The organism is Oscillospiraceae bacterium (assembly GCA_031265355.1).
Classification (GTDB): Bacteria; Bacillota; Clostridia; order Oscillospirales; family UBA929; genus JAIRTA01.
In genome coordinates, this window is sequence record JAISCT010000054.1 from 1 (window position 1) to 22,250 (window position 22,250).

16 protein-coding genes and 2 tRNA genes are annotated in these 22,250 nt (G+C 61.4%); 4 read left to right on the top strand and 14 right to left on the bottom strand.

The window, feature by feature from the left end:
- Window positions 1-469: 469 nt before the first annotated feature.
- Window positions 470-4,153, bottom strand: coding sequence for a glycoside hydrolase family 97 protein (locus tag LBK75_08150; protein MDR1158259.1), 3,684 nt, complete (start codon window positions 4,151-4,153; stop codon window positions 470-472).
- Window positions 4,154-4,243: 90 nt separating this feature from the next.
- Between LBK75_08150 and LBK75_08155 the strand changes: the two genes are divergently transcribed.
- Window positions 4,244-4,963, top strand: coding sequence for a DUF4143 domain-containing protein (locus LBK75_08155; protein MDR1158260.1), 720 nt, complete (start codon window positions 4,244-4,246; stop codon window positions 4,961-4,963).
- Between the two features lie 46 nt (window positions 4,964-5,009).
- Here the strand turns inward: LBK75_08155 and LBK75_08160 are convergent, their stop codons facing one another.
- The 5 genes from LBK75_08160 to LBK75_08180 form a co-directional block, all read right to left on the bottom strand.
- On the bottom strand, window positions 5,010-6,701 hold the full coding sequence (locus tag LBK75_08160; protein ID MDR1158261.1) for a peptidoglycan DD-metalloendopeptidase family protein: 1,692 nt from the start codon (window positions 6,699-6,701) through the stop codon (window positions 5,010-5,012).
- 307 nt (window positions 6,702-7,008) lie between these two features.
- A complete protein-coding gene (locus LBK75_08165; GenBank protein MDR1158262.1) occupies window positions 7,009-7,596 on the bottom strand; it encodes a DUF1599 domain-containing protein in 588 nt (195 codons plus the stop codon).
- A 17-nt stretch (window positions 7,597-7,613) separates the two neighbouring features.
- Window positions 7,614-8,957: a polysaccharide deacetylase family protein gene (locus LBK75_08170; protein ID MDR1158263.1), complete on the bottom strand. Its 1,344-nt coding sequence runs from the start codon at window positions 8,955-8,957 to the stop codon at window positions 7,614-7,616.
- Window positions 8,954-9,775, bottom strand: coding sequence for a CehA/McbA family metallohydrolase (locus LBK75_08175; protein MDR1158264.1), 822 nt, complete (start codon window positions 9,773-9,775; stop codon window positions 8,954-8,956). The genes LBK75_08170 and LBK75_08175 overlap by 4 nt, the downstream gene beginning before the upstream one ends.
- Window positions 9,772-10,923, bottom strand: coding sequence for an ATP-grasp domain-containing protein (locus LBK75_08180; GenBank protein MDR1158265.1), 1,152 nt, complete (start codon window positions 10,921-10,923; stop codon window positions 9,772-9,774). Before LBK75_08180 ends, LBK75_08175 begins: the two co-directional genes overlap by 4 nt.
- Window positions 10,924-11,298: 375 nt before the next feature.
- On the opposite strand from LBK75_08180, the gene LBK75_08185 reads away from it, so the two are divergent.
- The 3 genes from LBK75_08185 (at window position 11,299) to LBK75_08195 (ending at window position 13,671) form a co-directional block, all read left to right on the top strand.
- Window positions 11,299-12,018: a ZIP family metal transporter gene (locus tag LBK75_08185; protein ID MDR1158266.1), complete on the top strand. Its 720-nt coding sequence runs from the start codon at window positions 11,299-11,301 to the stop codon at window positions 12,016-12,018.
- Between the two features lie 65 nt (window positions 12,019-12,083).
- On the top strand, window positions 12,084-13,433 hold the full coding sequence (rmuC, locus tag LBK75_08190) for a DNA recombination protein RmuC (GenBank protein MDR1158267.1): 1,350 nt from the start codon (window positions 12,084-12,086) through the stop codon (window positions 13,431-13,433).
- A gap of 162 nt (window positions 13,434-13,595) precedes the next feature.
- Window positions 13,596-13,671, top strand: a tRNA-Thr gene (locus LBK75_08195).
- A 38-nt stretch (window positions 13,672-13,709) separates the two neighbouring features.
- On the opposite strand, the gene LBK75_08200 is transcribed toward LBK75_08195, so the two are convergent.
- The 8 genes from LBK75_08200 to LBK75_08235 form a co-directional block, all read right to left on the bottom strand.
- Window positions 13,710-15,854: an RNA-binding transcriptional accessory protein gene (locus LBK75_08200; protein MDR1158268.1), complete on the bottom strand. Its 2,145-nt coding sequence runs from the start codon at window positions 15,852-15,854 to the stop codon at window positions 13,710-13,712.
- Window positions 15,855-15,860: 6 nt separating this feature from the next.
- Entirely contained in the window at window positions 15,861-16,937 is a 1,077-nt protein-coding gene (locus LBK75_08205) for an ABC transporter substrate-binding protein (GenBank protein ID MDR1158269.1), read from the bottom strand.
- A gap of 127 nt (window positions 16,938-17,064) precedes the next feature.
- Window positions 17,065-17,844: an ABC transporter permease gene (locus tag LBK75_08210; protein MDR1158270.1), complete on the bottom strand. Its 780-nt coding sequence runs from the start codon at window positions 17,842-17,844 to the stop codon at window positions 17,065-17,067.
- A complete protein-coding gene (locus LBK75_08215; protein MDR1158271.1) occupies window positions 17,838-18,659 on the bottom strand; it encodes an ABC transporter permease in 822 nt (273 codons plus the stop codon). Before LBK75_08215 ends, LBK75_08210 begins: the two co-directional genes overlap by 7 nt.
- Window positions 18,656-19,705 (bottom strand): ABC transporter ATP-binding protein, encoded by a 1,050-nt coding sequence (locus LBK75_08220; protein ID MDR1158272.1) that lies wholly within the window; start codon window positions 19,703-19,705, stop codon window positions 18,656-18,658. Before LBK75_08220 ends, LBK75_08215 begins: the two co-directional genes overlap by 4 nt.
- 93 nt (window positions 19,706-19,798) lie before the next feature.
- Window positions 19,799-19,872, bottom strand: a tRNA-Gln gene (locus LBK75_08225).
- A 47-nt stretch (window positions 19,873-19,919) separates the two neighbouring features.
- Window positions 19,920-20,963, bottom strand: coding sequence for a tryptophan--tRNA ligase (trpS, locus tag LBK75_08230; protein ID MDR1158273.1), 1,044 nt, complete (start codon window positions 20,961-20,963; stop codon window positions 19,920-19,922).
- The gene (locus tag LBK75_08235) at window positions 20,960-21,457 is read right to left on the bottom strand and encodes a TIGR04255 family protein (protein ID MDR1158274.1); all 498 of its coding nucleotides are present in this window, start codon (window positions 21,455-21,457) and stop codon (window positions 20,960-20,962) included. The genes trpS and LBK75_08235 overlap by 4 nt, the downstream gene beginning before the upstream one ends.
- Between the last annotated feature and the right edge of the window lie 793 nt (window positions 21,458-22,250).

Consider the following 22,250-nt stretch of genomic DNA (forward strand, 5'->3'; position numbering starts at 1 on the left):
TCATGACAAGGCAGTGTCTTTCGCGTAGAATTGATAATATGGGCACCCTGCGGAATGAACTTGCAGCATGGGAAGTTCGCCGAAATTCTGAGACGGCAAAAATTAATTGGCATTTCAGAGCTAAGGATTCACGCAAGAGATTGATATCCTTGTATCCTAAGTTTGGGCCAACCCTATAGCGTAGAATTAGCGGAAAATAGTATGCGTGGATATCAATGATACAGTACACTAGTAGACTGTGTCACCTAAATGTTTACCAAGCGCCGGTCTTTTTCCCGCTAGACAGCGTTGGCGGGTTCCGCTGATATACGCCAGTATCAGCGGAACCCGCCGCCTTGTCTGACGAAAAAAATCCTCGCCGCTTGCTGACAACCTTTAGATGACACAGCCTACTAGCCATGAAATCGCCGTCTGTTTGCAGAAATGTCTGCCGCCCTGTCCGTGAGACAGGGCGGCAGACAGGTGGCACTTACTTTACTTCCCAAACCGTATGGCACGTCAGCGGTGTGTATGAGTCGCTGTCCCAGATGAACAGTTTGACGACACCTGCGGAGGGCGGCGTTATCGATAACGCCGCCCTTGATAGCGTATTGGTTAGCGCGACGTTGGGCAACGACGACAACGCCGTCAGTTTGCCGTTGACGTCATATGCGGCCAATATGACGCTCGCCGCGCCTTCGCCGCGGAGATACGCATAGGTGCCGAAGGTGGCGCCTGCCGTCGCATATTCGCCGGTGGTGACAATCGATTTGGCGAAACCGACTGTTTCGCCGCCGCTCTCGTCCGGAATCATAAACGGCACGACCGCGTCATCCAGAGTGAAATCCTCGAACACGGCGGAGATCGCCGCTGCGCCGGTACCGCCGGAGGCGGTGTATATGCCCAGTTTCAAGTTGGCGTTGGCGCCAATCGCGTTCGTCACGGCGGCGCGGACGAGCGTCCATGTGCCGTCCTCACCCGTTTCGCTGAAATATCCAGTGAAACTCGTCCCGACCTTCACGAGCCGCAGCCAACACGTCGCGTCTACGTCTGCGCCTGACACGTAGCCTTTCGTCGTGCCAAGGCTGGCGTCGTCCTGCGTCGCGCCCGTCCCGTTGACCTCCGTCGTAACCTTGAAGGCGTTGGCGCTGCCGACTTCGGCGACGCGCCGCGTGTCGTAGAACCGAGACACCGCCACGTAATTGTTCTGATCGACATAGGCGATGAGTGCGGCGGTATGATAGTTGCCGGTCGGCGTATATGTCAGTTTGACCCGTGTGTCGAAATCGGCGTTGCCTTCGCCCAAAACGTTCCAAACGTTTCTGGCGCTGGTGCCGGCGTTCCACATATCGCCGGCCTGCGTCTGCAATTCCAGCCGAGACGGTGCTACGCCGACCAGATAGGCGGGCGTTTCGCTGTCGACGCGCCAGACCGGATTGCGGACATAGGGCATCTGATCTTGATTCGCCGTGAACAAGATGGCGTCGCCGTTGACTGTGAAGTCGGTGTATTTGACTTCCGTCGGCGTGTCGCCCGTGTTAAACAGCCCAATGCTGAGCGCGGACGATCCGCCCACCGGGGCATTCGTCTGCTCGGCGATGAGCCGCCAATTGACGCCGTCCATACTGACGTAACCGGCGAAATTATTTCCCGCTTTTACCATGCGCAGGAACACGTTGTCCGTATCGGCGTATTCCTCGCCGTATCGTTCGTACAATTCCTTGTCGGAGATCGCCGGTTCATACGCCTCGGACGAACTGCGCTCCGATATGACGGCGAAGCACTGCCCGCCGTACGTATTATGAAACCGCCGAACGACCGACACGTAATGATCCTTATCGACCCATGCGATCAGTCCCGCCGACTGCACGGCGGAGAACAGCAGCGCCTTCAGTGCAACGGTCACGTCGAAATCGCCGTCTGGCGCGTCCGTCAGGTATACATTTGTGCCGCTCGCCCGATCCTTCCATATGTCAGCGGGTTCGAGCATCGTCGTCACTTGGTTCGGCGCGGATAGATACGTTTTGCCCGTTTCACCGACGACGCGCCACATTGTCCCGCGTTTGAAGTTCGGATAGACCGATACCAAGACACTCGCTGTCAAGTCGCCGACCATTACCGTCACGGTCGTGTTGCCCTCGGCGACGGCGGTTATCATGCCGTTGGCGACGGTCGCCACGGCGGGGTCGGCGCTTGCCCACGCCGCTGCGGCGATGGCGTCTGCGTCGGTGGGCTCGTACGTGACGCCGACGCTTTTGGAGCTGCCGGCCATCAGCGTTACGACTTTATCGGACAGGGATATGGCGTCCAGACTGACGGGAGACGTTTTCGTCAGCTTGACGGCCGCGCCGCCGCCGGTGAGCATTGGCAGCGATATGATGCTTTCGCGCGTAACCGGAACGAAATATTGGCCCGTAGTGGTCGTTGACGTGGCGTCGGTGAATATCGACGCGTAATACGTCACATCGTCGTCAAGAAAGTCAAGCGCCAATGTTTCGGTGCGGGCGGCGGCAGTGATCGCGCCGACGTACCAGTTTTCGCCGCTTCTGCGGGCGACAATGACGTGTTGCCCCGGAACGCCGCTCACCAGCTTCGATTCGTCCCACGCGGACGGTATCCCCTTCAGAAAGTTGTACGCGCCGGAGTTGCGGTAGACGACGGGCGTGTCGCCGTTGGTTGACGCGCCGCATTCGTAGACTACGGAAAGCGCGACGCCGTGGGTATATGTATATTTGCCGCTGACCCGCGTCTGCAGCGACGGCGTATAGTCCATCGGGCCCGTCACGTTGCGGATGAACGGCAGCATCGTGTTATACGCGGCGGTGACCGACCCGCCGTGCTCGGCGCCGAGTACGCCTTCCCGCGCGACGACGTGCGGATATGTCCGCCGCTCACCGCCGGGCAGGTTCGAGCCGTGGAAGTTGAGCATGAAGCCGTATGCCAACGCGTCCTCATATATGTCGTCGTAAATCTTCAGCATCGATTGCGCCTCGGAATACATATAGTCAACCTTTACGCCGACAATGCCCTTCGCCGCCCATTTATCGAAACGTTCGCTGCGCTTGGCGTGGGTGTTGAGATTGGCCACGTCCTCCCAGACCCAGACGCCGACGCCACGTTCGGCCGCGCTGGCGAACAGGTTGTCCGCCCAGCTTGGGAACGTCTGCGCACTGTGGTTCCACCAATTGTGATCGAGCAGCGTGTATTCCCAGTTCATCTCCGCCGCAAGGTCGAGGAAGCGCATTTGCAGATCGCCGTCACCCATGGACGACGTACCCGTGGACAGCCACGACCAACTGGTGACGCCCGGTTTCACCCAGTCGGCCGCGTCTTCCACAACGCTGGCTGCGCATAGGTTCTCGAACATCTGCGTTTCAAAAATCGCTTTGGTATCGCCGATAACAGTCAACCGCCATGGCGATTGAAACGGCAGGTCGATGATAGGTGCGCCGTTGGCGTATGCAAAATCGAGCAGGCCGCTCGTTCCCGACGGGACAAGTTTTGTTCCGGCGTATGTTCCGTTCAATTCCGCCTGCGCGAACAGCGCCCAATCGTTCGCCGCCGTCCGGATCAGTAGCGGCATACAATACCCGCCGCCGGCCGTCATCGCCGCCGGCGTATACGTGCCGTACAGCCCCTCATACTCGTTTCGGTACGTCTGGCCGTAGATGGTTGCGCCGGATGGCAGTGCGATAGACGTGTTCTCCGCCGCCATGGCGTATGAACCGTCGCCGTCAAGTGCGTAGCGAAACGCCGCGCCGTCGTCGTACGCGCGGGCGATGACGGCAAACGGCTTGCCGTTCTTGATGAAGTTGAACGTTCTCTCAAACGCGTGGTTGGTGTATTCCGACGCTTTGCCGGAATACATCGGGTACGTTTCGTCGATCTCAACCGCCGCACTCGCCGAAACGAACGTCAGCCCTGATGAAAAATCCTCGTAGCCCGTTACATTTAGCCCCATGGCCGCCGACGGCAGCACCTCGCGCCCGCTGATCGCCGCCGCATAGGACAGCACGCCTGCGTCGGACAGACCGAGCGTAAGCACGACCGCACCGTCCGGCGAAGAAACCGTCCAACTCGGCGCCGCGACCGCCGTCGCTCCAGGTGAAAACACGCCCAACGCCATCACCAACGACAGCGCGAGCGCCGCCGCTTTCCTTACTCCATGTCTCATCTTGTAATCTCCCTTTTTGTGTGAATTATATTCTTCGCTACAACGCGTTGTCCCACTCCGCGCTTGTCAAAAGCGCGGAACAACGTGCAGATGATAAAAGCATGCGCTTACGAAAAACTTCTGTCCTATCCCCCCTTTGTGAAATGGCGCACAGAAGACCCGGCAGTAGTCCGCCGCGAACACGAAGGGCAGTACGCCTGGGACGAAACCGCCCGCACAAACGGTCCCGCCGGCAACCGCTCTCTCTGCACACAAAGCGGCCACAAACTTCCAGACATATCCAACTCGCTGGCTGACGCCGCCGACATCTCTCAACCCACCGCCAAGGCGTGGCTCCAGATTCTGGAGGGTTTGGGGGTCGTCTATCTGTTGAAACCCTATGCCAACAACGCACTGAGGCGCCTGACCAAAACACCCAAACTCTACTTTTGTGATACGGGTCTTGCCGCGCACCTCTCCATGTGGCTGACACGCGAAACGCTGATGAACGGCGCGGCAAGCGGACACTTCTTTGAGAACTACGCGGTGATGGAACTTGTGAAAAACTACGCATACGCGCCGTCAAAAGCGGAGCTGACATACTACCGCGATGCCAACGCGAAAGAGATTGACGTCTTCGTCGAGGAAAACAATGCCGTTCATCCGCTGGAGATTAAAAAGTCGGCGAATCCCGACCGGCGAGCGGTCAGAAAGTTCTCCGTTTTAGAAAAGACGGCGGTGCAAACGGCCGCCGGCGGCGTCATCTGCATGTGCGAGGAACCGATCCCGATCGATTCGTTTCACTGTTTCATCCCTTGCAACATCATCTGAGTGAACAGAAGGGGCGGCAAAATGCCGCCCCTTCTGACGTACTGGCTCACTCAAGATAATTCCAAGGGTTGCGGGGGACGTCGCCCACGCGGACCTCGAAGTGAAGATGCGGGCCGGTGGAGCGGCCGGTGCTGCCCACGTTGGCGATGCGCTCGCCCTGGGCCACTGCCTGCCCCGCACGGACCAGCAGTTTGCTGCAATGTGCGTAGAGGGTGGTGATCCCCTTGCCGTGGCTGATGACCACGCACAGCCCGTAACCGCTGCGACTGCCGGCGAACGTGACGACGCCGCCGTCCGAGGCCACGATGGGGGAACCGGAGGGGCCCGCGAAGTCGAGTCCCTCGTGATTGCGCCGTACGCCAAACAGCGTCCGACTGCCGAAGCCCGAGGTGTAGCGGCCCCAGAACGGGCGGATGAACGTGCCGGTGGGGGACTTGGGCGGCCGTTTTTTGATCCCCACGGCGATGACCTCGTCGACCGGCGCGTCAAGCGTCTCGCGGCCGAACTCCTCACTCCCGACCTCCAGACCGTTCACGTAGCGCAGTTCGGCGGAGACCAGCGCGCGGCCCGGCTGTCCCTTCACCCGGACGGCCGTGTCGCCCGTATAGAGCGAGGCGTCGTCCATCTGGGAGGAGGCGTAGGGGATCTCTTCCTCGTACTGGATGTTCCGGCGCGCCTCCACGGACAGGAAAGGCAGCGTCCATTGCACGACCAGCGGCGTGCCGTCCGCCAGCGCCTCCGGCGCCACGTCGCGGTTCAATGTCTGCAGGTCCTGCACGCTCATGCCGTTGCGTAGCGCGATGCCGGCAAAGCTGTCGCCCGCCGCCGCCGTGTCGTACTGCTCGCCGCGGATGTCGCCCAGCAGCAAGGAGCGGATCTCGGGCAGCGGCTGCTCCAGGGCCCGATCGGTCCACTGGCGTTCGACGCGGATGTCCTGCACAAACGAAACGCTGTCGACCGTGCCGTCCCCGCTGAAGCGGTGCAGCACTTCGTCCAGAACGCGCGTCAGACCGTCGCGATCCTCGCTGGCCGTGACGGCGACGCCGTCCACCGAGAGCACATAGAGCTTCTTGATCTCGGAGATCTGGGCAAAGAGCATCTCCTCCACCTCCGCCCCGTCAAAGACGAGATGCCGGTCGACAAAGGAGTAGCGGTAGGTCACGTTCGGATTCAGGTAATATGGGTAATGCAGGATGTCGGCGGCGCGGGCCGACACGCACTTCACCGCCTCCGCAAATTCCGACTGGGAGGAGACGAAGCCGAGGGAACGGCCGTCCAGCACCACCTCAAGTCCCAGCGTGTAGTAGACGGTCAAAAGCAGCAGCAGCCCGCACGCGGCAAAAAGGATCCGCGCGTTGGTCCGGGCGCCCAATCGACGCCGCAGCGCGGACAGCGCGCACGCGCCCCACAGGTGCAGACGGAGGAAAAAGTCGGTCAAAACCGCCCCGGCGGTCTCCCCAAAGACGGCCGTCAGGGCACAGGCGGCGTAAAGAAGCGCCCAAAGGCGCGCGCCGACAGCCTGCCAGCGGACAATTTGTCCGCCCAGCAAGGCCGAGCAAGGCCTGGTCAGCGACCGAAGACCGCGCCGCGCCGCGGCCGCGAGACAGATGGCCGCGCGCGAGAAAGGGGTGGCGCGCCGTGCGGGCTTTGGCCTGGCGTTGGGCCGGAGCGCGGGGAACCCGCGGTGTTCGGCCGCCGGGGAGAGGACGGACACACCGGTCAGAACCTCCTCGGTCATGGAATCACCTCACCCAAGTATCCGGGTGGCGTTCATCGCCGCGCCCCCGGCCCAGACGGCCGGAGAGCCTGGCGGCAAAGAACGCCACCCACTGAAAAGTTAAATTGCAGAAACAGAAAGTTACATTTCGGTTACAATTGTTGATATCATACACCACGAATCTCCATTCGTCAAGTCTTTTTTGCGGCGGCGGCCGAGAAAAGCTTTCCTTTCTGTTTCTCCGCACGAAGACCCACTACATCTTGTGGTTTTCACCACATGCAGTGGGTCTCCGTTCACGTGGACGCCGGCTGAGCAAAACAGTCTGTTATCTGTTATCTGTCGAACTGTTATCTGCCAACAGGGCGAGGGAAAACAAGCAGTAATTTAAAATATCGGAGCACTGCGCCGCGATGCCGTCCGGTTCGGACACCGTGCGGCGCGTGAGCAGGATGTTTTTGATGCGCAGCGTCTTGATCAGCATCTGGTCGGTGATAGAGGGCACGGCCATGTCGCGCCAGGCGCCGCCGTAGTCGTGGTTCTTACGCAGCATAAGCGCCCGTGCTTCGGCCGCCGCGCCGTCGTAACAGGCGAGGAGAGCCGCCGTGTCGCGGGCGTGCAGCAAGGTCGGATCCGCCAGCACCGCGTCGTCGCCGGGCAGCGCGCCCGACGCCTTCATCAGGCCGATCACGCAGTAGTTGATGACGCCGTGGTATTCGTCGGCGGGCGTGTCCGCCACCTGTGCCGGCGTGTCGGCTTGTTCCAGCGTGCGCAGCCGCCGCAGTTTGATCCAGATCTGGTCGATCAGCGAGACCCAGCGAAATACAAGCCAGGTGGGGCCGTAATCCAGCAGCTTCTCTGCGAAGATGGCGCGGCAGACGCCGAGCGTCTCGTCAAACAGGACCTCCATCGACATAGTGACATCTCCTCCGGTTAACATGAAGCGCCTATCAGCAGCCCCCACAGCGCCAGTACGGCGGCGCGGCGGCTGTTGTCGGGCACGGCGCCGGGGTCCGCGCCCAGCGCGCGCGCCACGCCCCGAATCTCGGCCGGCGCGGCCGGCGTCTCCGGGGAGAACCGCGCGCCGGTAAAGAGACCTGTCTCGCGCGCCCAGGCGGCGGCCGGAGCGTAGGGGTGGGCGCCGGGTATGTCGGAAAAGCCGGTAGCGCGCGCGCCCGAGACAAAGGGCCGCCGGTCGGCCAGCGCCGCGCGCGGGGCTGCCATGAAGCACAGTTCTCCCCGCGTGACGGTTCGGTCCGGCTGAAAGGTGTTGTTTTTGTACCCGATGGCATGCCCCGCCCGGTCGAGCGCGGCCGCGGCGGCGAAGCAGGGGTCGTCCGGCGGCAGGTCGGCAAACGGGGAGAGCGCCAGAAGCTGTGAAACGCTGACGACGCGGTAGCCGTATTCCGCCAGCAGCGCGAGCTGGCGCGGCAGCGCCGAGGCGATGGGCGTCTGGCACGACATGTTGTAACCGTCCTTTTGGAAGATAACGGCGCCGCGCAGCGCGTTCGGGTCTTGCCGCAGCAATGTGCGCAACGGGACCACCATGTCCTCCACGTCGTCCTCGTACGACCCGCGGGAGGGCTGCCAGCCGCCGCCGTCCACAGACGCGGCCAAGTAGTGATAGCCCATGGAGGCGTACACGTCGTAGGCATTGTGCCCGTCTGGGATACGGTCCACATAGTGGGGCGGCCGCGCGAGCGTCATGCCGACGCCCGTCTCCCGCTCCACCAGCGTGTGGAGGCGCGTGAGGTCGGCAAGCACCTCGTCCGCCGTGCGAAAGAAGCGGCGGGAACGGTAGACCGTGCGGTTCGGGCCGAAGAGCACGTGCCGATAGCCGTGGTTGGCCGGTTCGTGGCCCTCCGTCGTCAGCCGCCGCAGCAGGCAGGCGCAGGCCAGAGCCCCGGCCTGGTCGTCCTGCTCGAAGCGGGCGTAATGGTCGTAGGCGCGCCCGAAGACAAAGTGGGTGTGGATCTCGCCCGCTGTGTCCGGGTAGTTCTCCGCGGTGGAACCGATGACGTCGAAGGTGGCGTGCGCGTGCGAGCGCGCGAGCACATCCAGCAGGTGCGCCGTGAGACTGCGCCCCTTGGCGACGTCGGGGGCGGTGGGCAGGGCCGAGGGGCCGTCGTCGAAGGTCATCGCGCAGACCCGCTCGGCCGGCGGGTAGACGCATTCGATGCGGCGGCACACCGACAGATACCGCCCGGCCCGCGCGCGCAGCCGCGCCTTGCGGAGACGGCTGATCCGCCGCAGCAGCCCAAACAGGGGGATGTTCATCGTTCTTCATTCCCTTGCGTCGGATTTTTTTGCGCCGGATCCGGCGCCGTAATTTCGGGGGCAAAGTCCTCCCAGCATTTGCGGTGGAGCAGCCGGTCGCGGGCGTCCCGGGCCGAGAAGATCCCCAGACGCAGGAGGCTTTTCAGCCGCCGCCCCGCCCCGGGTGGGTCGGTGCGCAGCCGGCCGAGGGCCTCGTGGCGCCGGAAGGCGGGGCAGCCGCGGCAGCGGTATCGCCCTGTTTCCAGGGCCGCGCGGAGCGCGGCGGCGGTGCGCGCGTCGGCTTCCACGTAGGCCCGTCCGACTTCGGCGGGCAGGTGCGCGTCGGACCCCGCCGTGACGAGACCCGGATGGATCCGCACGGCGGCCCGCGTGCGGGCCGTGCTGTCGGGCGCGGCGGCCATCTGGCGGGCGTTGAACAGCTCCCAGCCGTCCACGTGCGCCGGCAGGATCTCCGGCAGGCGCGTCTGGTGGCGGTAGGGGTGGGCCGCAATCAGGAGGCCGCCCTGCCCGTGGACGAACCGAGCCAGCGCGCCGAGGGCAAACCGCCCGGCCGCGTCGCGGGGCAGCCCGGCCTCCTCGGCGCCGGTTTCGATGAAATAGGCCAGCACATGCCCGGCCTCGGTGCTGTATTCGGCGCCCGGGACGACGCACAGATCCGGCGGGCAGGCCGCCAGCGCCGCGCGCGCGCCTTGCAGTGTATTGTGGTCGCAGACGGCGAGTCCGGCGAGCCCGGCGAGCCGGGCGGCCGCGAAAAGCGCCGCAGGCGTCATCTGCCCATCGTGGGAAGCGCAGGAGTGGACATGCATATCAAATCTCACGGCGCGCGTCTCCTTCGCAGCAAACTGTGGACATATGCCAAAGAGCCGGGCCAGTCGGCGGCGGAGAATACGCCGCCTTTGGTGCGGGGGGACAGGCAATCGACGACGAACGCCGCCGCGTGGTCCAGGCGGCCCCGGCGCAGATAGCCGAACGCGGCCGCGGCGTCGCTGAAAAAATATTGCATCCGAAAACCGGTCTGATAAGTGCGCCCGGGCGGGTCCGGCGTCACGCCGCAGGCCGCGTCGACGTACCGGCGGCCCGGCGCCGCGCCGCAGAGGCAGGCCAGCGGAAAGCTGCCCCAGAGACGGGGGTTGATTTCAAGCAGCCGCGCGTTCTCTGGCGTACCTTTGAACTCCACCATGGCAAAACCGGAAAAACGCAGCGCGCGCAAGAGCGCGACGGCCCGGTCGGCGAGGACGGGGAACCAGGCCGACCGGCAGGCGGTCGACGGACCGCCGGAGACAGGGTATTCCCGCAGCCGTTCGTGGCAGAAGACGAGGGCGGGGCGGCACTGTGCGTCCATGAGCACCGAGACGCCGAGCCCGCGGCCCCGGATGTACTCCTGGACGAGGACGGGCGCCTGCACGTCCTCCATCGTGCGGTAGCGCCGCGAAAATTCCGTGGCGTACCGCGCTATCGTGTAGCGCCGCTCGGCCGGGAGACCGAGCTTCTCTCCGCAGCGGTATTTGAGCACTACGGGGTAGGAGAGCCGTCGGGCGAAGTGCTCGAGGGGCTCGTCGCCCTCCGGCGCGAAAGCGGCGGGTACGGGGATCCCGAGGCGTATGGCCTCCCGGGCCACTGCGGCTTTGTCATTGGCCCGTTCGAGCGCCTCCGGCGTCGGCGCGAGGAAATGGGCCGCCGGGCGGAAGTGCGGCGCAAAACGGGCGAGGATGTCCACCGTGCGGGCGCCCACCGGCAGCAGCACGGGGCGTCCGCGGCTGTGGCAGAGGTCCAGCAGGGCCTCGCGGTAGTCGATCTCGGAGAGCCCGGCGGGCAGCAGCCGCGCATGCTCGACCTGCCGGCAGCGCAGGCCGACCGGCGTGTGGGACGCCTCGCAGACGGCGGTCACGGTGTGGCCGGCCGACGCCAGTTCCCGGATCAACGCGGGGGTGGTGCGGTAGTGGCAGTCTGTGACGATCACATGCATGCAAACGGCTCCCGGTCGGCGCCGCCCGTCCGCTGGGTATCAAAATACCCCGCCGCGGCATAAAATGGCGTACGGGCGGCAAAAAGTATCTCTATCATATCATACTTCTGAAGAATTGGCATCCTCCATCACGCACTTCGAGAAAATTGGAAAATTGACAGGCGGTTGTCCCGGATGTACAATAAAAAAGATGCACCGCAGACGCACGGCGAACCGCACGCCGACCCGGTGCGCGGAGGTGTTCGAGGCCGTCAGGGCGTTTCTGGCGCGCTGTGTGCGATTGACAATATGACACCCGGGTAACACCCGGTTGAGGAGGGGGTTGCTTTGCATCCCGTGTTGGCCGCGCTGTTGGGCGGCCTGTTCACATGGGGGATGACCGCGCTCGGCGGCGCCACCGTGTTTTTTTTCAAAGGCATCGACCGACGTGCGCTGGATCTGATGCTGGGCTTTGCCGCCGGCGTGATGATCGCCGCTTCGTTCTGGTCGCTGCTGGCGCCCGCCATCGAGATGAGCGCGACGCCCGTGCCCGCGCTGGTTGGGTTTTTGCTGGGCGGGCTTTTTCTCTATCTGGCCGACCGCCTGCTGCCCCATCTGCACGCGCAGCCGGAGGCCGCGCCCGAGGGGCTGCGGTCCGGCTGGCGGCGCAGCGTGCTGCTGGTCATGGCCATCACGCTGCACAACATCCCGGAGGGGCTCGCCTTCGGCGTGGCTTTTGGCAGCGCCGCCGTCTATCCGGACGCGTGGGCGTCGGCTGTCGCGCTCACCGTGGGCATAGGAATCCAAAATTTCCCGGAGGGAGCGGCCGTCTCGATCCCGTTGCGCCGGGAGGGGCTCTCGCGGCCGAAGAGTTTCTGGTACGGGCAGGTCTCGGGCATGGTGGAGCCGCTGGCCGCCGTCGTGGGTGCGGTGCTGGCGGTTAGCCTCCGGGGGGTGCTGCCGTATGCCCTGTCCTTCGCGGCGGGCGCTATGGTGTTCGTCGTCGTCGAGGAGTTGATCCCGGAGGCGCAGGACGGCGGCAACGGCCACGGCGCCACCGTCGGCGCCATGCTGGGTTTTGCCTGTATGATGCTCCTGGACACGGCGCTCACGTGACGGCAATGTACACTGGATAGTTGAAAATTAACAATTATTTACAATTAAAGAGAGGGCGCGGTGTTGTGGGGGTTTGGGGTGTTGTGACGATGGTGCTGTCCGGCGTGGGGGCGGCGCTGTCATTGGCGGCGGTCTGGTTGTTGCTGCGGCGCAACGGATTGGGGCCGGAGCGGGAAGCGGAGCACTGGCGGGCGCTGCGGCAGGAGCTGCAGCAGGAGTTGCGCGCCGTCCGGCAGGAGACGGGGGAGACCGTGCGCGGATCGGTGAGCGCGCTGGGCGAGACCCTCGCCGGCGCGCAGAGCCGCGCGGCCGAGGCGCAGGACAGACGTTTGGCCGAGCTGCGCGAGCACCTGACGCACAGTCAGGATCAGCTCCGGGTGTCCGTCGGCGAGCGGCTGACCGCGCTGGACGGGCGGCTGCAGGGCATGTCGGCGCAAAATGAGCAGAAACTCGAGGCCATGCGGCAGACGATGGAGGCCCGTCTGCGCCACATTCAGGAGGAAGGCGGCAAGCAGCTTGAGCAGATACGCGCCACAGTGGACGAAAAGCTGCAAAAGACGCTGGAGGAACGCATCGGGCAGTCCTTTGCCCTGGTCAGCACGCGGCTGGAGGAGGTCTACAAGGGGCTGGGCGAGATGCAGCAGCTCGCCGCCGGCGTGGGCGATCTCAAACGGGTGCTCTCCAATGTAAAAACGCGCGGCATGTTGGGGGAGCTGCAGCTCGGCGCGATTTTGGAGCAGATCCTCGCGCCGGAGCAGTACGAGACGAACGTGGCGACGCGGCCGGGTTCTCGGGAGGTGGTGGAGTACGCCGTGCGGCTGCCCGGCGACGGCGACAGGCCGGTCTATCTGCCCATCGACGCCAAATTTCCCGGCGACACCTTCGAGGCGCTCATGCGGGCCTACGAGGCGGGTGTGGCCGAGGAGGTGGAAGCGGCGGCGGCGGCGCTGGAGCGTGTGCTAAAGCAGATGGCGCGCGACATCCAGACCAAGTATGTGAGTCCGCCCCACACGACGGATTTTGCGGTCATGTTCCTGCCGGTGGAGGGGTTGTACGCCGAGGCGGTGCGCCGGGGGATGGTGGAGACGCTCCAGCGGGATTTTCACGTGAACATCGCCGGCCCCACCACGATGGCGGCGCTGCTAAATTCGCTCCAGATGGGCTTTAAGACCCTGGCGATCCAAAAGCGCTCCAGCGAGGTGTGGGACGTTTTGAGCAGCGTAAAGACAGAATTTTCCAAATTTGCCGGCGTCCTGCAGAATGCCCAGAGGAAGCTGGACCAGGCGCGCGGCGACCTGGACGCTCTGGTGGGCACGCGCACGCGGGCCATTGAGCGCAAACTGCGCGACGTCGCCGTACTGCCGGAAAGCGCCTCCGCGGAGGCCGCCGCCCCGCCGCCCGAAGCCGAAGACTGACTTGCGGACAACTGGTCATTGACGCCGCGCGAAAAATGTGGTACACTGAGCAATAGTTCAGATGTCGAAAGTACGTCTGGCGAGGGGTAGATATTTTCAAACGCGTGAAAACGTGGCAGACCGACAAATGGGGTTGGCGGAGAGCCGATTCTCATAACAGTTGCTGGTGTAGCTCAGTAGGTAGAGCAGCTGATTCGTAATCAGCAGGTCAGCGGTTCGAGTCCGCTCATCGGCTCCAGAGAATACCTTTGTAAATGCGTAGCGCTGCCTTGGGTATCAATCGTCTTTCAGCAGGCTGAGCGAGATCCGGTTTTTCTCCTTATCGACTTCTACTACATAAACGGTCACCACGTCGCCGACCCCCAAGAGCTGCGAGGGATGCTCCAGACGCCGCCGCGCCATCCGCGATATATGGATCAGGCCGTCGCGGTGGACGCCGATATCCACGAAAGCGCCGAAATCCACGACGTTACGCACCGTGCCGGAAAGCTCCATCCCAGGCCGGAGGTCATCTAAGGAAAGCACGTCCGTGCGCAAAAGCGCCGGCGGCAGATCTTCCCGCGGGTCGCGCCCGGGGCGTAGCAGCTCGCCGATGATATCCCGCAAAGTCGGCGCGCCAATCCCCAGTTCGTCGCAGAGCCGGGCCAAAGGGTAAGCCTCCGCCCGCTCGCGCAGATCCGCGAGGCGCTCCGGGGCGAAACTCCCGTATCCCAGCACTTTCAGCAGTTTTTTCGCGGCGGCGTAAGACTCCGGATGGACGGCGCTGGCGTCCAGCGGGTTTGCCCCGCCCGGAACGCGCAAAAAACCCGCGCATTGCTCGAAGGCTTTAGGCCCCAGCTTTTTCACTTTTTTCAGCCCGGCCCGGTCGGAAAAAGGCCCGTTTTCCTCCCGAAAAAGGACGATGCTCCGGGCCAGCGCGGGGCCGATGCCGGCCACCCGGGCCAAAAGCGCGGGGCTGGCGGTATTCACATCCACGCCGACGGCGTTCACGCAGTATTCCACCACGCCGCCCAGCCGCTCGTCCAGCGCTTTTTCCGGCATATCATGCTGATACTGGCCGACGCCGATGGCCTTGGGGTCTATTTTTACCAGCTCCGCCAGCGGATCCTGCAGACGCCGCGCCAGCGAAACCGCGCCCCGGATCGTCACGTCCAGATCCGGCAGTTCCGCCGCCGCCAGCTCCGAGGCGGAATAAACGGAGGCCCCCGCCTCGTTCACCACAGCGCAGCCTGGTTTTTCCTCCAGATCGGCGATGGTCTCCGCCACAAAAAGCTCCGTCTCCCGCGAGGCCGTGCCGTTGCCGATGGCGATGGCGTTCACGCCGTATTTTTTGATCCAGCCGAGCATCTGCCGCTTAGAGCCGCTCACTTTTCCGTGCTGCGGCAGCGGATAAAGCACGCCGGAATCCAAAACGCGGGAAGCGGGGTCCACCACCGCCGCCTTGCAGCCGGTGCGAATGCCGGGGTCGAGGGCCAGAACCGTCCTACCCTTCACCGGCGGCTGCATGAGCAGCTGGCGCAGATTGTCGCCGAACACGCCGATGGCCGCTGCCGCCGCTTTTTCCGTCGCTTCCTGCCGCGCCTCCCGCTCCAAAGAGGGAAAGATCAGGCGGCTATAGGCGTCCCGCGCCGCTTCCGCTACCTCCGCCGCCGCGGGCCGCCCCGCTTTGACATACAGCCCTTCGCAGAGGGCGAGGGCCTCGCTTTCCGGGCAGATCACCTTGACCTTGAGAAAACCTTCCGCTTCCCCGCGGTTTATGGCCAGGACCCGGTGGGAAGCGAGCTTGGCCAGCGGCTGCTCAAAGGCGTAGTAGAGCCGGTAAACCGAGTCTTCGTCCGCCGCGGCGGCGGAGACGAGCCGGCCGCGCCTTTGCAGCAGCGCCCGGAGCCGGCGGCGCAGCTCCGCGTCGTCGCTGACGCGCTCGGCGATGATGTCCCGCGCGCCGGCGAGAGCCTCGCCGATGTCGGCGACGCCTTTTTCCGCGTCCACATAAGCCGCGGCCAGCATCTCCGGCGCCGGCGTGTCTTTGGCCTGCGCCTGCAGCAGATCCGCCAGACCCTCCAGCCCCTTCTCTTTGGCCATGCCGGCGCGGGTGCGGCGTTTCGGCCGGAAGGGGCGGTAGATATCCTCGATCTCGCTCTGGGTCGCCGCCGCTTCCACCGCCTTTTTCAGCGCGTCCGTCAGCAGGCCGAGCGTTTCCAGCGAAGCCAAAACCTCTCCCCGCCGCTTGTCCAGCGCTCGGAGCGCCGCCAAACGGTCGGCGATCTTGCGCAGTGTCTGATCGTCGAGAGAACCATGCTTCTCTTTGCGGTAACGGGCGATGAAGGGGAGGGACGCGCCCTCGTCCAAGAGGGCGGTCAGGTTTTCCGCCTGCCAGGGCGCGACGGCAAACTCCGCCGCCAGGATCTGCGTGACGGTCATGGCTGTTTACTCATAGACGGCTTTCACTTCCGTCCAGATGCGGTCGTACACCGGCAGCATCGCCGATAAATCTTCAAAATATTCAGACATAACTAGATCGTTTTCCCCTGGGTAAAAACGGATGTCCTCCTTGAGTTCCTCGGGCAGAGCGGCCAGCACCTCCCGGTGCGGCGTGGAATAATTGATGTAGTCGCAGTTACGGGCGGCGATTTCCGTTTCGCACATGTAGTTGATGAATTTTTCCGCCGCTTCCGGATTACGGCTGGTAGTCGGAATGACCATGGCGTCAGTCCAGATATTCGTGCCTTCGCGCGGCAGGGCAAAATCCAGATCCTCGTTTTCCAGCATCATATTCAGGGCGTCCCCGGACCAGACGACCGCTATGGCCCCTTCGCCGGCGATCATTTTATCTTTGACCTCATCCCCAACATAAGCCTGTGCGAGCGGTCTCTGCTCGATCAGTTTCGCTTTGGCCGCCTCCAGCTCATCCGCGTCGTCGCTGTTCAGCGAATAACCCAGCAGTTTCAGGGTGATGCCGATGGAGTCGCGCTGGCTGTCCAGCATAAAAATTTCTTTCGCGTATTTTTCGTCCCAGAGGATCTCCCAACTGTCCACCGGCTCGTCCACCATCGTTTTATTGAAAAGGATGCCGACCGTCCCCCAGAAAAAAGGCACGGAATACTCGTTCTGCGGATCGTAGGACAGGTTTTTAAAACGGTCCTCGATATGGAGGTAATTGGGTATATTATCCATATCGATCTTTACCAGCCCGCCTTCGTCGATCATGCGCTTGATCATGTAATCCGAGGGGATGGCCACGTCGTAAGCCGTGCCGCCAGCCTTGATCTTCGCGTACATGCTCTCGTTGGTGTCAAATTCCTCGTAGATCACATGGATGCCGTATTCCCGCTCAAAATCCCGCAATACCGACTGATCGATATAGTCTCCCCAGTTATAAACGATGACGGTCTCGGTATAGCCGCCGCCGCAGGCGGAAAGGGGCAGGAGAACCGCGGCCAGCAGAGCGGCCAGCAGCAGCGCGCGGAAAACTCCGGATTTTTGGAAGGCGCGATTTTTTTTCAATTGTTTTCCTCCTCAGAAAATGTCAAAATTTAGCGAAAATGTTTTTGGATTCCGGCATGACGCTGGAATGACGTAGGGGACGGGCTTGCTCGTCCCGATTCCGGCATGACCCGAGGCGGCGATCGCGTCATCGCCGGGTTTTCGCGTCCGCCGTCCGGCGGTTCGCGATGAAGAGCAGCAAGATCACCCCGGCAAACATGATGGTGAGCAGGGCGTTGATCTTCGGGTTCATTCCCCGCCGGGCCATGGCGTATATGGTGATCGCCACATTGGTCACGCCGTTGCCGGTAGTGAAAAAACTGACGACGAAATCGTCGATCGACATGGTGAACGCCAGCAGAAAACCGGTGAGGATGCCGGGCCTGATCTGCGGGATTATCACCTTGGCGTAAGCCATGAGCGGCGTGGCCCCCAGATCCAGCGCCGCGTCGTAGAGCTCGGCCTGCGTTTGTTTCAGTTTCGGCAGGACGGAGAGGATGACGAACGGCAGGCAAAACGTGATATGGGCCAGCAGCATCGACAGAAAACCGAGGGGGATCTTGATCGAGATAAAGAGGAGCATGAGGGAAAGCCCCATGACGATATCGGGGTTGATCATGGGCAAATAAACGAGCTGGGCAGTCAGCGCCCTGGGCAGGCCGCGCATCCCGGACAGCCCGATCGCCGCCACCGTGCCGAGGACGGTGGCGAAAACCGAAGCCAGGACGGCGCAAGCGATCGTGTAGTAGAGGGAGGACATGATCTGGCGGTCATGAAAAAGCTGCGCGTACCAGTCCAGGGTGAATCCGCCCCAGACCCCGCGCGAGCGGGCGCTGTTGAAGGAAAAGATCATGAGGACGGCGATGGGGGCGTAGAGAAACAGAAAAACGAGCGCGAGATAAACGCGCGAACTCACCCGCCTCACCATAGTCCGCCCTCCCCGTCCCCGCGCGAGCGCATGAGCAGCGCGCCCGTGACGAGCAGCAGCGCCATGAGGAAAAGCGAGAGGGCGGAGCCGAAGCCCCAGTCGTATGTCGTGAGAAACTGCTGCTCGATCAGATTGCCAATCAGCGTATACTGGCCGCCGCCCAACAGACGGGGGATGACAAAAGTCGTCATCGCCGGCATGAAGACCATGACGACGCCGGACAGCGCCCCGGCCAAGCTTTGCGGAAAAATGACCCGCCGGAAGGTGACGAGAGGCGTGGCCCCGAGGTCCTCCGCCGCTTCGATCAGGGAGTGATCTATTTTATACAAAACGGAATAGATCGGCAAAATCATGAACGGCAGAAAATTGTAAACCATGCCGAGGATCACGGCCGCGTCCGTGTACAGGATGTTAAACGCCGGCAAATGCAGGAAGGAGAGGACGGAGTTTACGACCCCATTTTTTTCCAAAAGAGTCAGCCAGGCGTAAGTGCGGGCGAGAAAATTCATCCACATCGGCAGGACGATCAGCACGACGAGGATGGAGCGGCGCCGGAACTGCCGGCTGGTCAGGATCAGGGCGGCGGGATAGCCGAGGAAAAAACAGAGCAAAGTGCTGACCGCGGCCAGTTTCAGCGAACGCCACAGGACGCGCAGATAAATAGGCTCGAAAACGCGCGCGAGGTGGCCGGCGGAAAAACTTCTTTCCCCGCCGATCTCCGCCGTCAGCGCGTACCAGACGACGATAAACAAAGGCAGGATGGCGAAAACCAGCATCCACGCCAGATACGGCCCGTTGAGCAGTTTCTTCCTCAAGGGTTTCTCTTTTTCATGACATGGATATCGTCCGGGTATATGTCCAGGCCGATCTCCCGCCCCACCGGCTCCATCAGCGTGTTGTGCAGCATCCACTCCCGCTCGCCGACTTTGACCAGCATCTCGTAATGCACGCCCTTGAAAATGACGGAAGTCACGACGCCGCGCAGCATACCGCTGCCGGCGGGCACGAGTTTGATGTCTTCCGGGCGGACGACGACGTCGATATCCTCATCCGGGGCGAAGCCTTTGTCCACGCACTCGAAGGAGCGACCGGCAAAACTGACGTGATAATCGGCGCGCATCACGCCGTCCAGGATATTGCTTTCACCGATAAAACCGGCGACAAACTCGTTTTTCGGCTCGTTGTATATGTCGATGGGCGTGCCGATCTGCTGCACCAGCCCGTCCCGCATGACGACGATCGTGTCGGACATGGTCAGCGCCTCCTCCTGGTCGTGGGTGACAAAAACAAAGGTGATGCCCAGGCCTTTTTGGATATTTTTCAGCTCGATCTGCATTTCCTTGCGCAGTTTCAGATCCAGAGCGCCCAGCGGTTCGTCCAGCAGGAGGACCTGCGGCTCGTTGACGACGGCGCGGGCGATGGCCACCCGCTGCCGCTGCCCGCCGCTCAGCGACTCGATCTCCCGTTTTTCAAATCCGGGCAGATTCATGAGTTCTAAGACTTCGCCGACCTTGCGCGTTATGTCCGCTTCCGGCAGCTTCTTGATGCGCAAGCCGAAGGCCACGTTTTCGTATACGTTCATATGGGAAAAAAGGGCGTAATGTTGAAAAACAGTGTTGACTTTCCGGGCGAAGGGCGGCAAATGACTGATGCTTTTGCCCTCGAACAGAATGTCCCCACTGGTTTGTTGTTCAAAACCGCCGATGATGCGAAGGGTTGTCGTTTTACCGCAGCCGCTCGGACCAAGGAGCGTGATAAATTCATTTTTCAGGATATAGAGATTCAGCTTGTCAAGGATAAGTCCTCCTCCATAGTCCATGCAAATGTCCCGCAGACGGATGATTTCCTCAGCTCGCGCCATTTTTGCCCGTCTCAGCTCCCTTCCATGTCCAACCCTTCCATTCGTCATTCCGGGCTCGTCCCGGGATCCAAAATTTCCCAAACATAAAAAAACTGGCTGGGGTAGATGGATTCGAACCACCGATGTCGGAGTCAGAGTCCGATGCCTTACCGCTTGGCGATACCCCAATATTTAGGTGTCCATTGATAAATGATAGCATATTTCAATTTAACTGTCAAGAGCTAAGCCCCATCGCCGCCCGCGCGGCTTCCAGCGTCTCCGCCGCCGCGGCCCGGGCCCTCGCCTGTCCGGCCGCCAGCACCTGCTCGACCCGGTCTCCCTCCGCCCAATAAGCGCGGCGGTCACGGTACGGCGCCAACACCCCGTCGATAGCCCCGGCCAATTCCTTCTTGCAGGCGGTGCAGCCGACGCGCCCGGCGCGGCAATCTTCCTCCAGCTCCGCTATCCGGCCGGCGGAATATATTTGATGAAATTTATGGGCGACGCACACTTCCGGATGGCCGGGATCGCTTTTGCGCACGCGGGCCGGATCCGTGACCATCTGCCGCGTTTGCGCCTCTATTTCCGCCGCGGAGGCGGTGATGGCGATGGAATTGCCGTAGCTTTTGCTCATTTTACGACCGTCCGTGCCGGGCAAAAGAGGCGTTTTACCGACGAGCGCCTGCGGTTCCGGGAATACCGGCGCGTAAAGGCGGTTGAACCGGCGGGCCACTTCACGGCAAAACTCGATATGGGGCAGCTGATCCTCGCCGACCGGCACGGCCTCGGCCCGGTAAGTCAGGATGTCCGCGGCCTGCAGCAGCGGGTAGCCCAAAAAACCGTACATATGCAGATCCTTGCCGTCCCGGCCGAGCTGCTGGATCTGGTCCTTGTAAGTCGGCACGCGCTCCAGCCACGACAGCGGCGTGAACATGGAAAACAAGAGATGCAGTTCCGCGTGCTCCTTCACGGCGGACTGGACAAAAACGGCGCATTTTTCCGGATCCAGACCCACGCTGAGCCAATCAAGCGTAATGGCCCGCACAAGCTCCCCCAGCGGTATCTTATCCTCAAACCCGGTCGTCAGCGCATGCCAGTCCACCACGGCGTAGTAACATTCGTATTCATCCTGACGGGCCGCCCAATTCTGCACGACGCTCAAATGCCCGATGTGCAGGGGGCCTGTCGGCCGCATCCCGCTGAAAATTATTTTTTTGGCCAAAATATTCCCGGTTTGGTTAGCTTCGTTGTAAAAGCTGCTTGTTTTAAGACTACTCATAATTCACTCGGCTCCATTGCACTGTGTAGTTTGTCTGTGATAATCGACCTGATTAGCTTTGTTGAATAATCGTGAAGGTAAGTCAGCGAAGAATGTACTTCGCCCGTATTTTTATGGAGCATATACATATCGCCGTCAACGATAAATGTCTCCTCTCCGCCCAATACGGGGAGCCCAATAGCATCTCTGGCGAACCCCTTGGCGGTATTTATCTGAGCAATAGCTCCATTATTGATGTTAAGTTCAACAGAGAGATTGAGGTTCCGCACATCATTACTGATATCGGAATTCGACATAAAGCCTAAGGCGAATGGTTGAATGAGTTCAGTCCAAGCCACATCTCGCAGATCTAGCGTTGACCGCTTGAATTCATTAATATACCTTAGCCCGACCCTTTCAAAAAACGAGGGACGGTATAATTCCAACAGAGCCTCCAAGGGTTTCTTTAGATGCTCTTGGAAATTCTCCCAACGGTCATATCTTGAAGTTGACAACGCTAAGAATGTTGTTCTGAAATATTCATGTTGACAGTCCTCCTATAATATTGTGGTATTTATACCACAATATTATATCCGCTAGCGCCCCTTCTGTCAACTTGCCATATTCAGTTGCCATATTCAGTTTTCTAAAGCGCGCATGTTTATCTGGGCGGTAATTTGTCCGGACATGTTGTTTCAGCTGCGCAAAATGAATAGGCGGCATAAATTGAATAGAAGAAAAGAATTAACATGCAAGGACATAAATTTCAGAAGGCTTTGGGCAGATGCGCAAATGAAATAATCGCTCAATACTTTGACAAAGATATTATTGCCGAGGCTGCGTGACGACGAGGTTTTTGTGGATTGAAATCGTTGAGGCGTTTGGCGCGGACTATTACGTTGTTTGCGACAAGCCGGAATTGGCGGAACGGGTAAGCCGCACCAGAACGAAAGCCCATAAATTCATAACCACGTCGGCTGAGGCCAAAAGTTTGGTGTCCGGTATTATTTAAAGTCATTTTGGCTTAACGCCGGAGCCGCTCTGTTTACCCCGTTCATTCACGCCGAAGAAAACGCGTTCGATTGTTTTTTTAACATTGACGCCGACGACACCGTCATGTGCTGCAGCGCGGAAAAATAACAAGTTCCCAGTATTACAGAGAAATCAGAGACGCATTAGCCGAACTTGACAGTTACAGTTCACACCCTAACCTAAAGTCATCCGCTTTCCCGAAGATCTCTGATATGCTCTGGTAAAGGTTTTTTCCTTCCGAGCGCAACCCGGCAATGACGGACAAAGCGTTGCAAA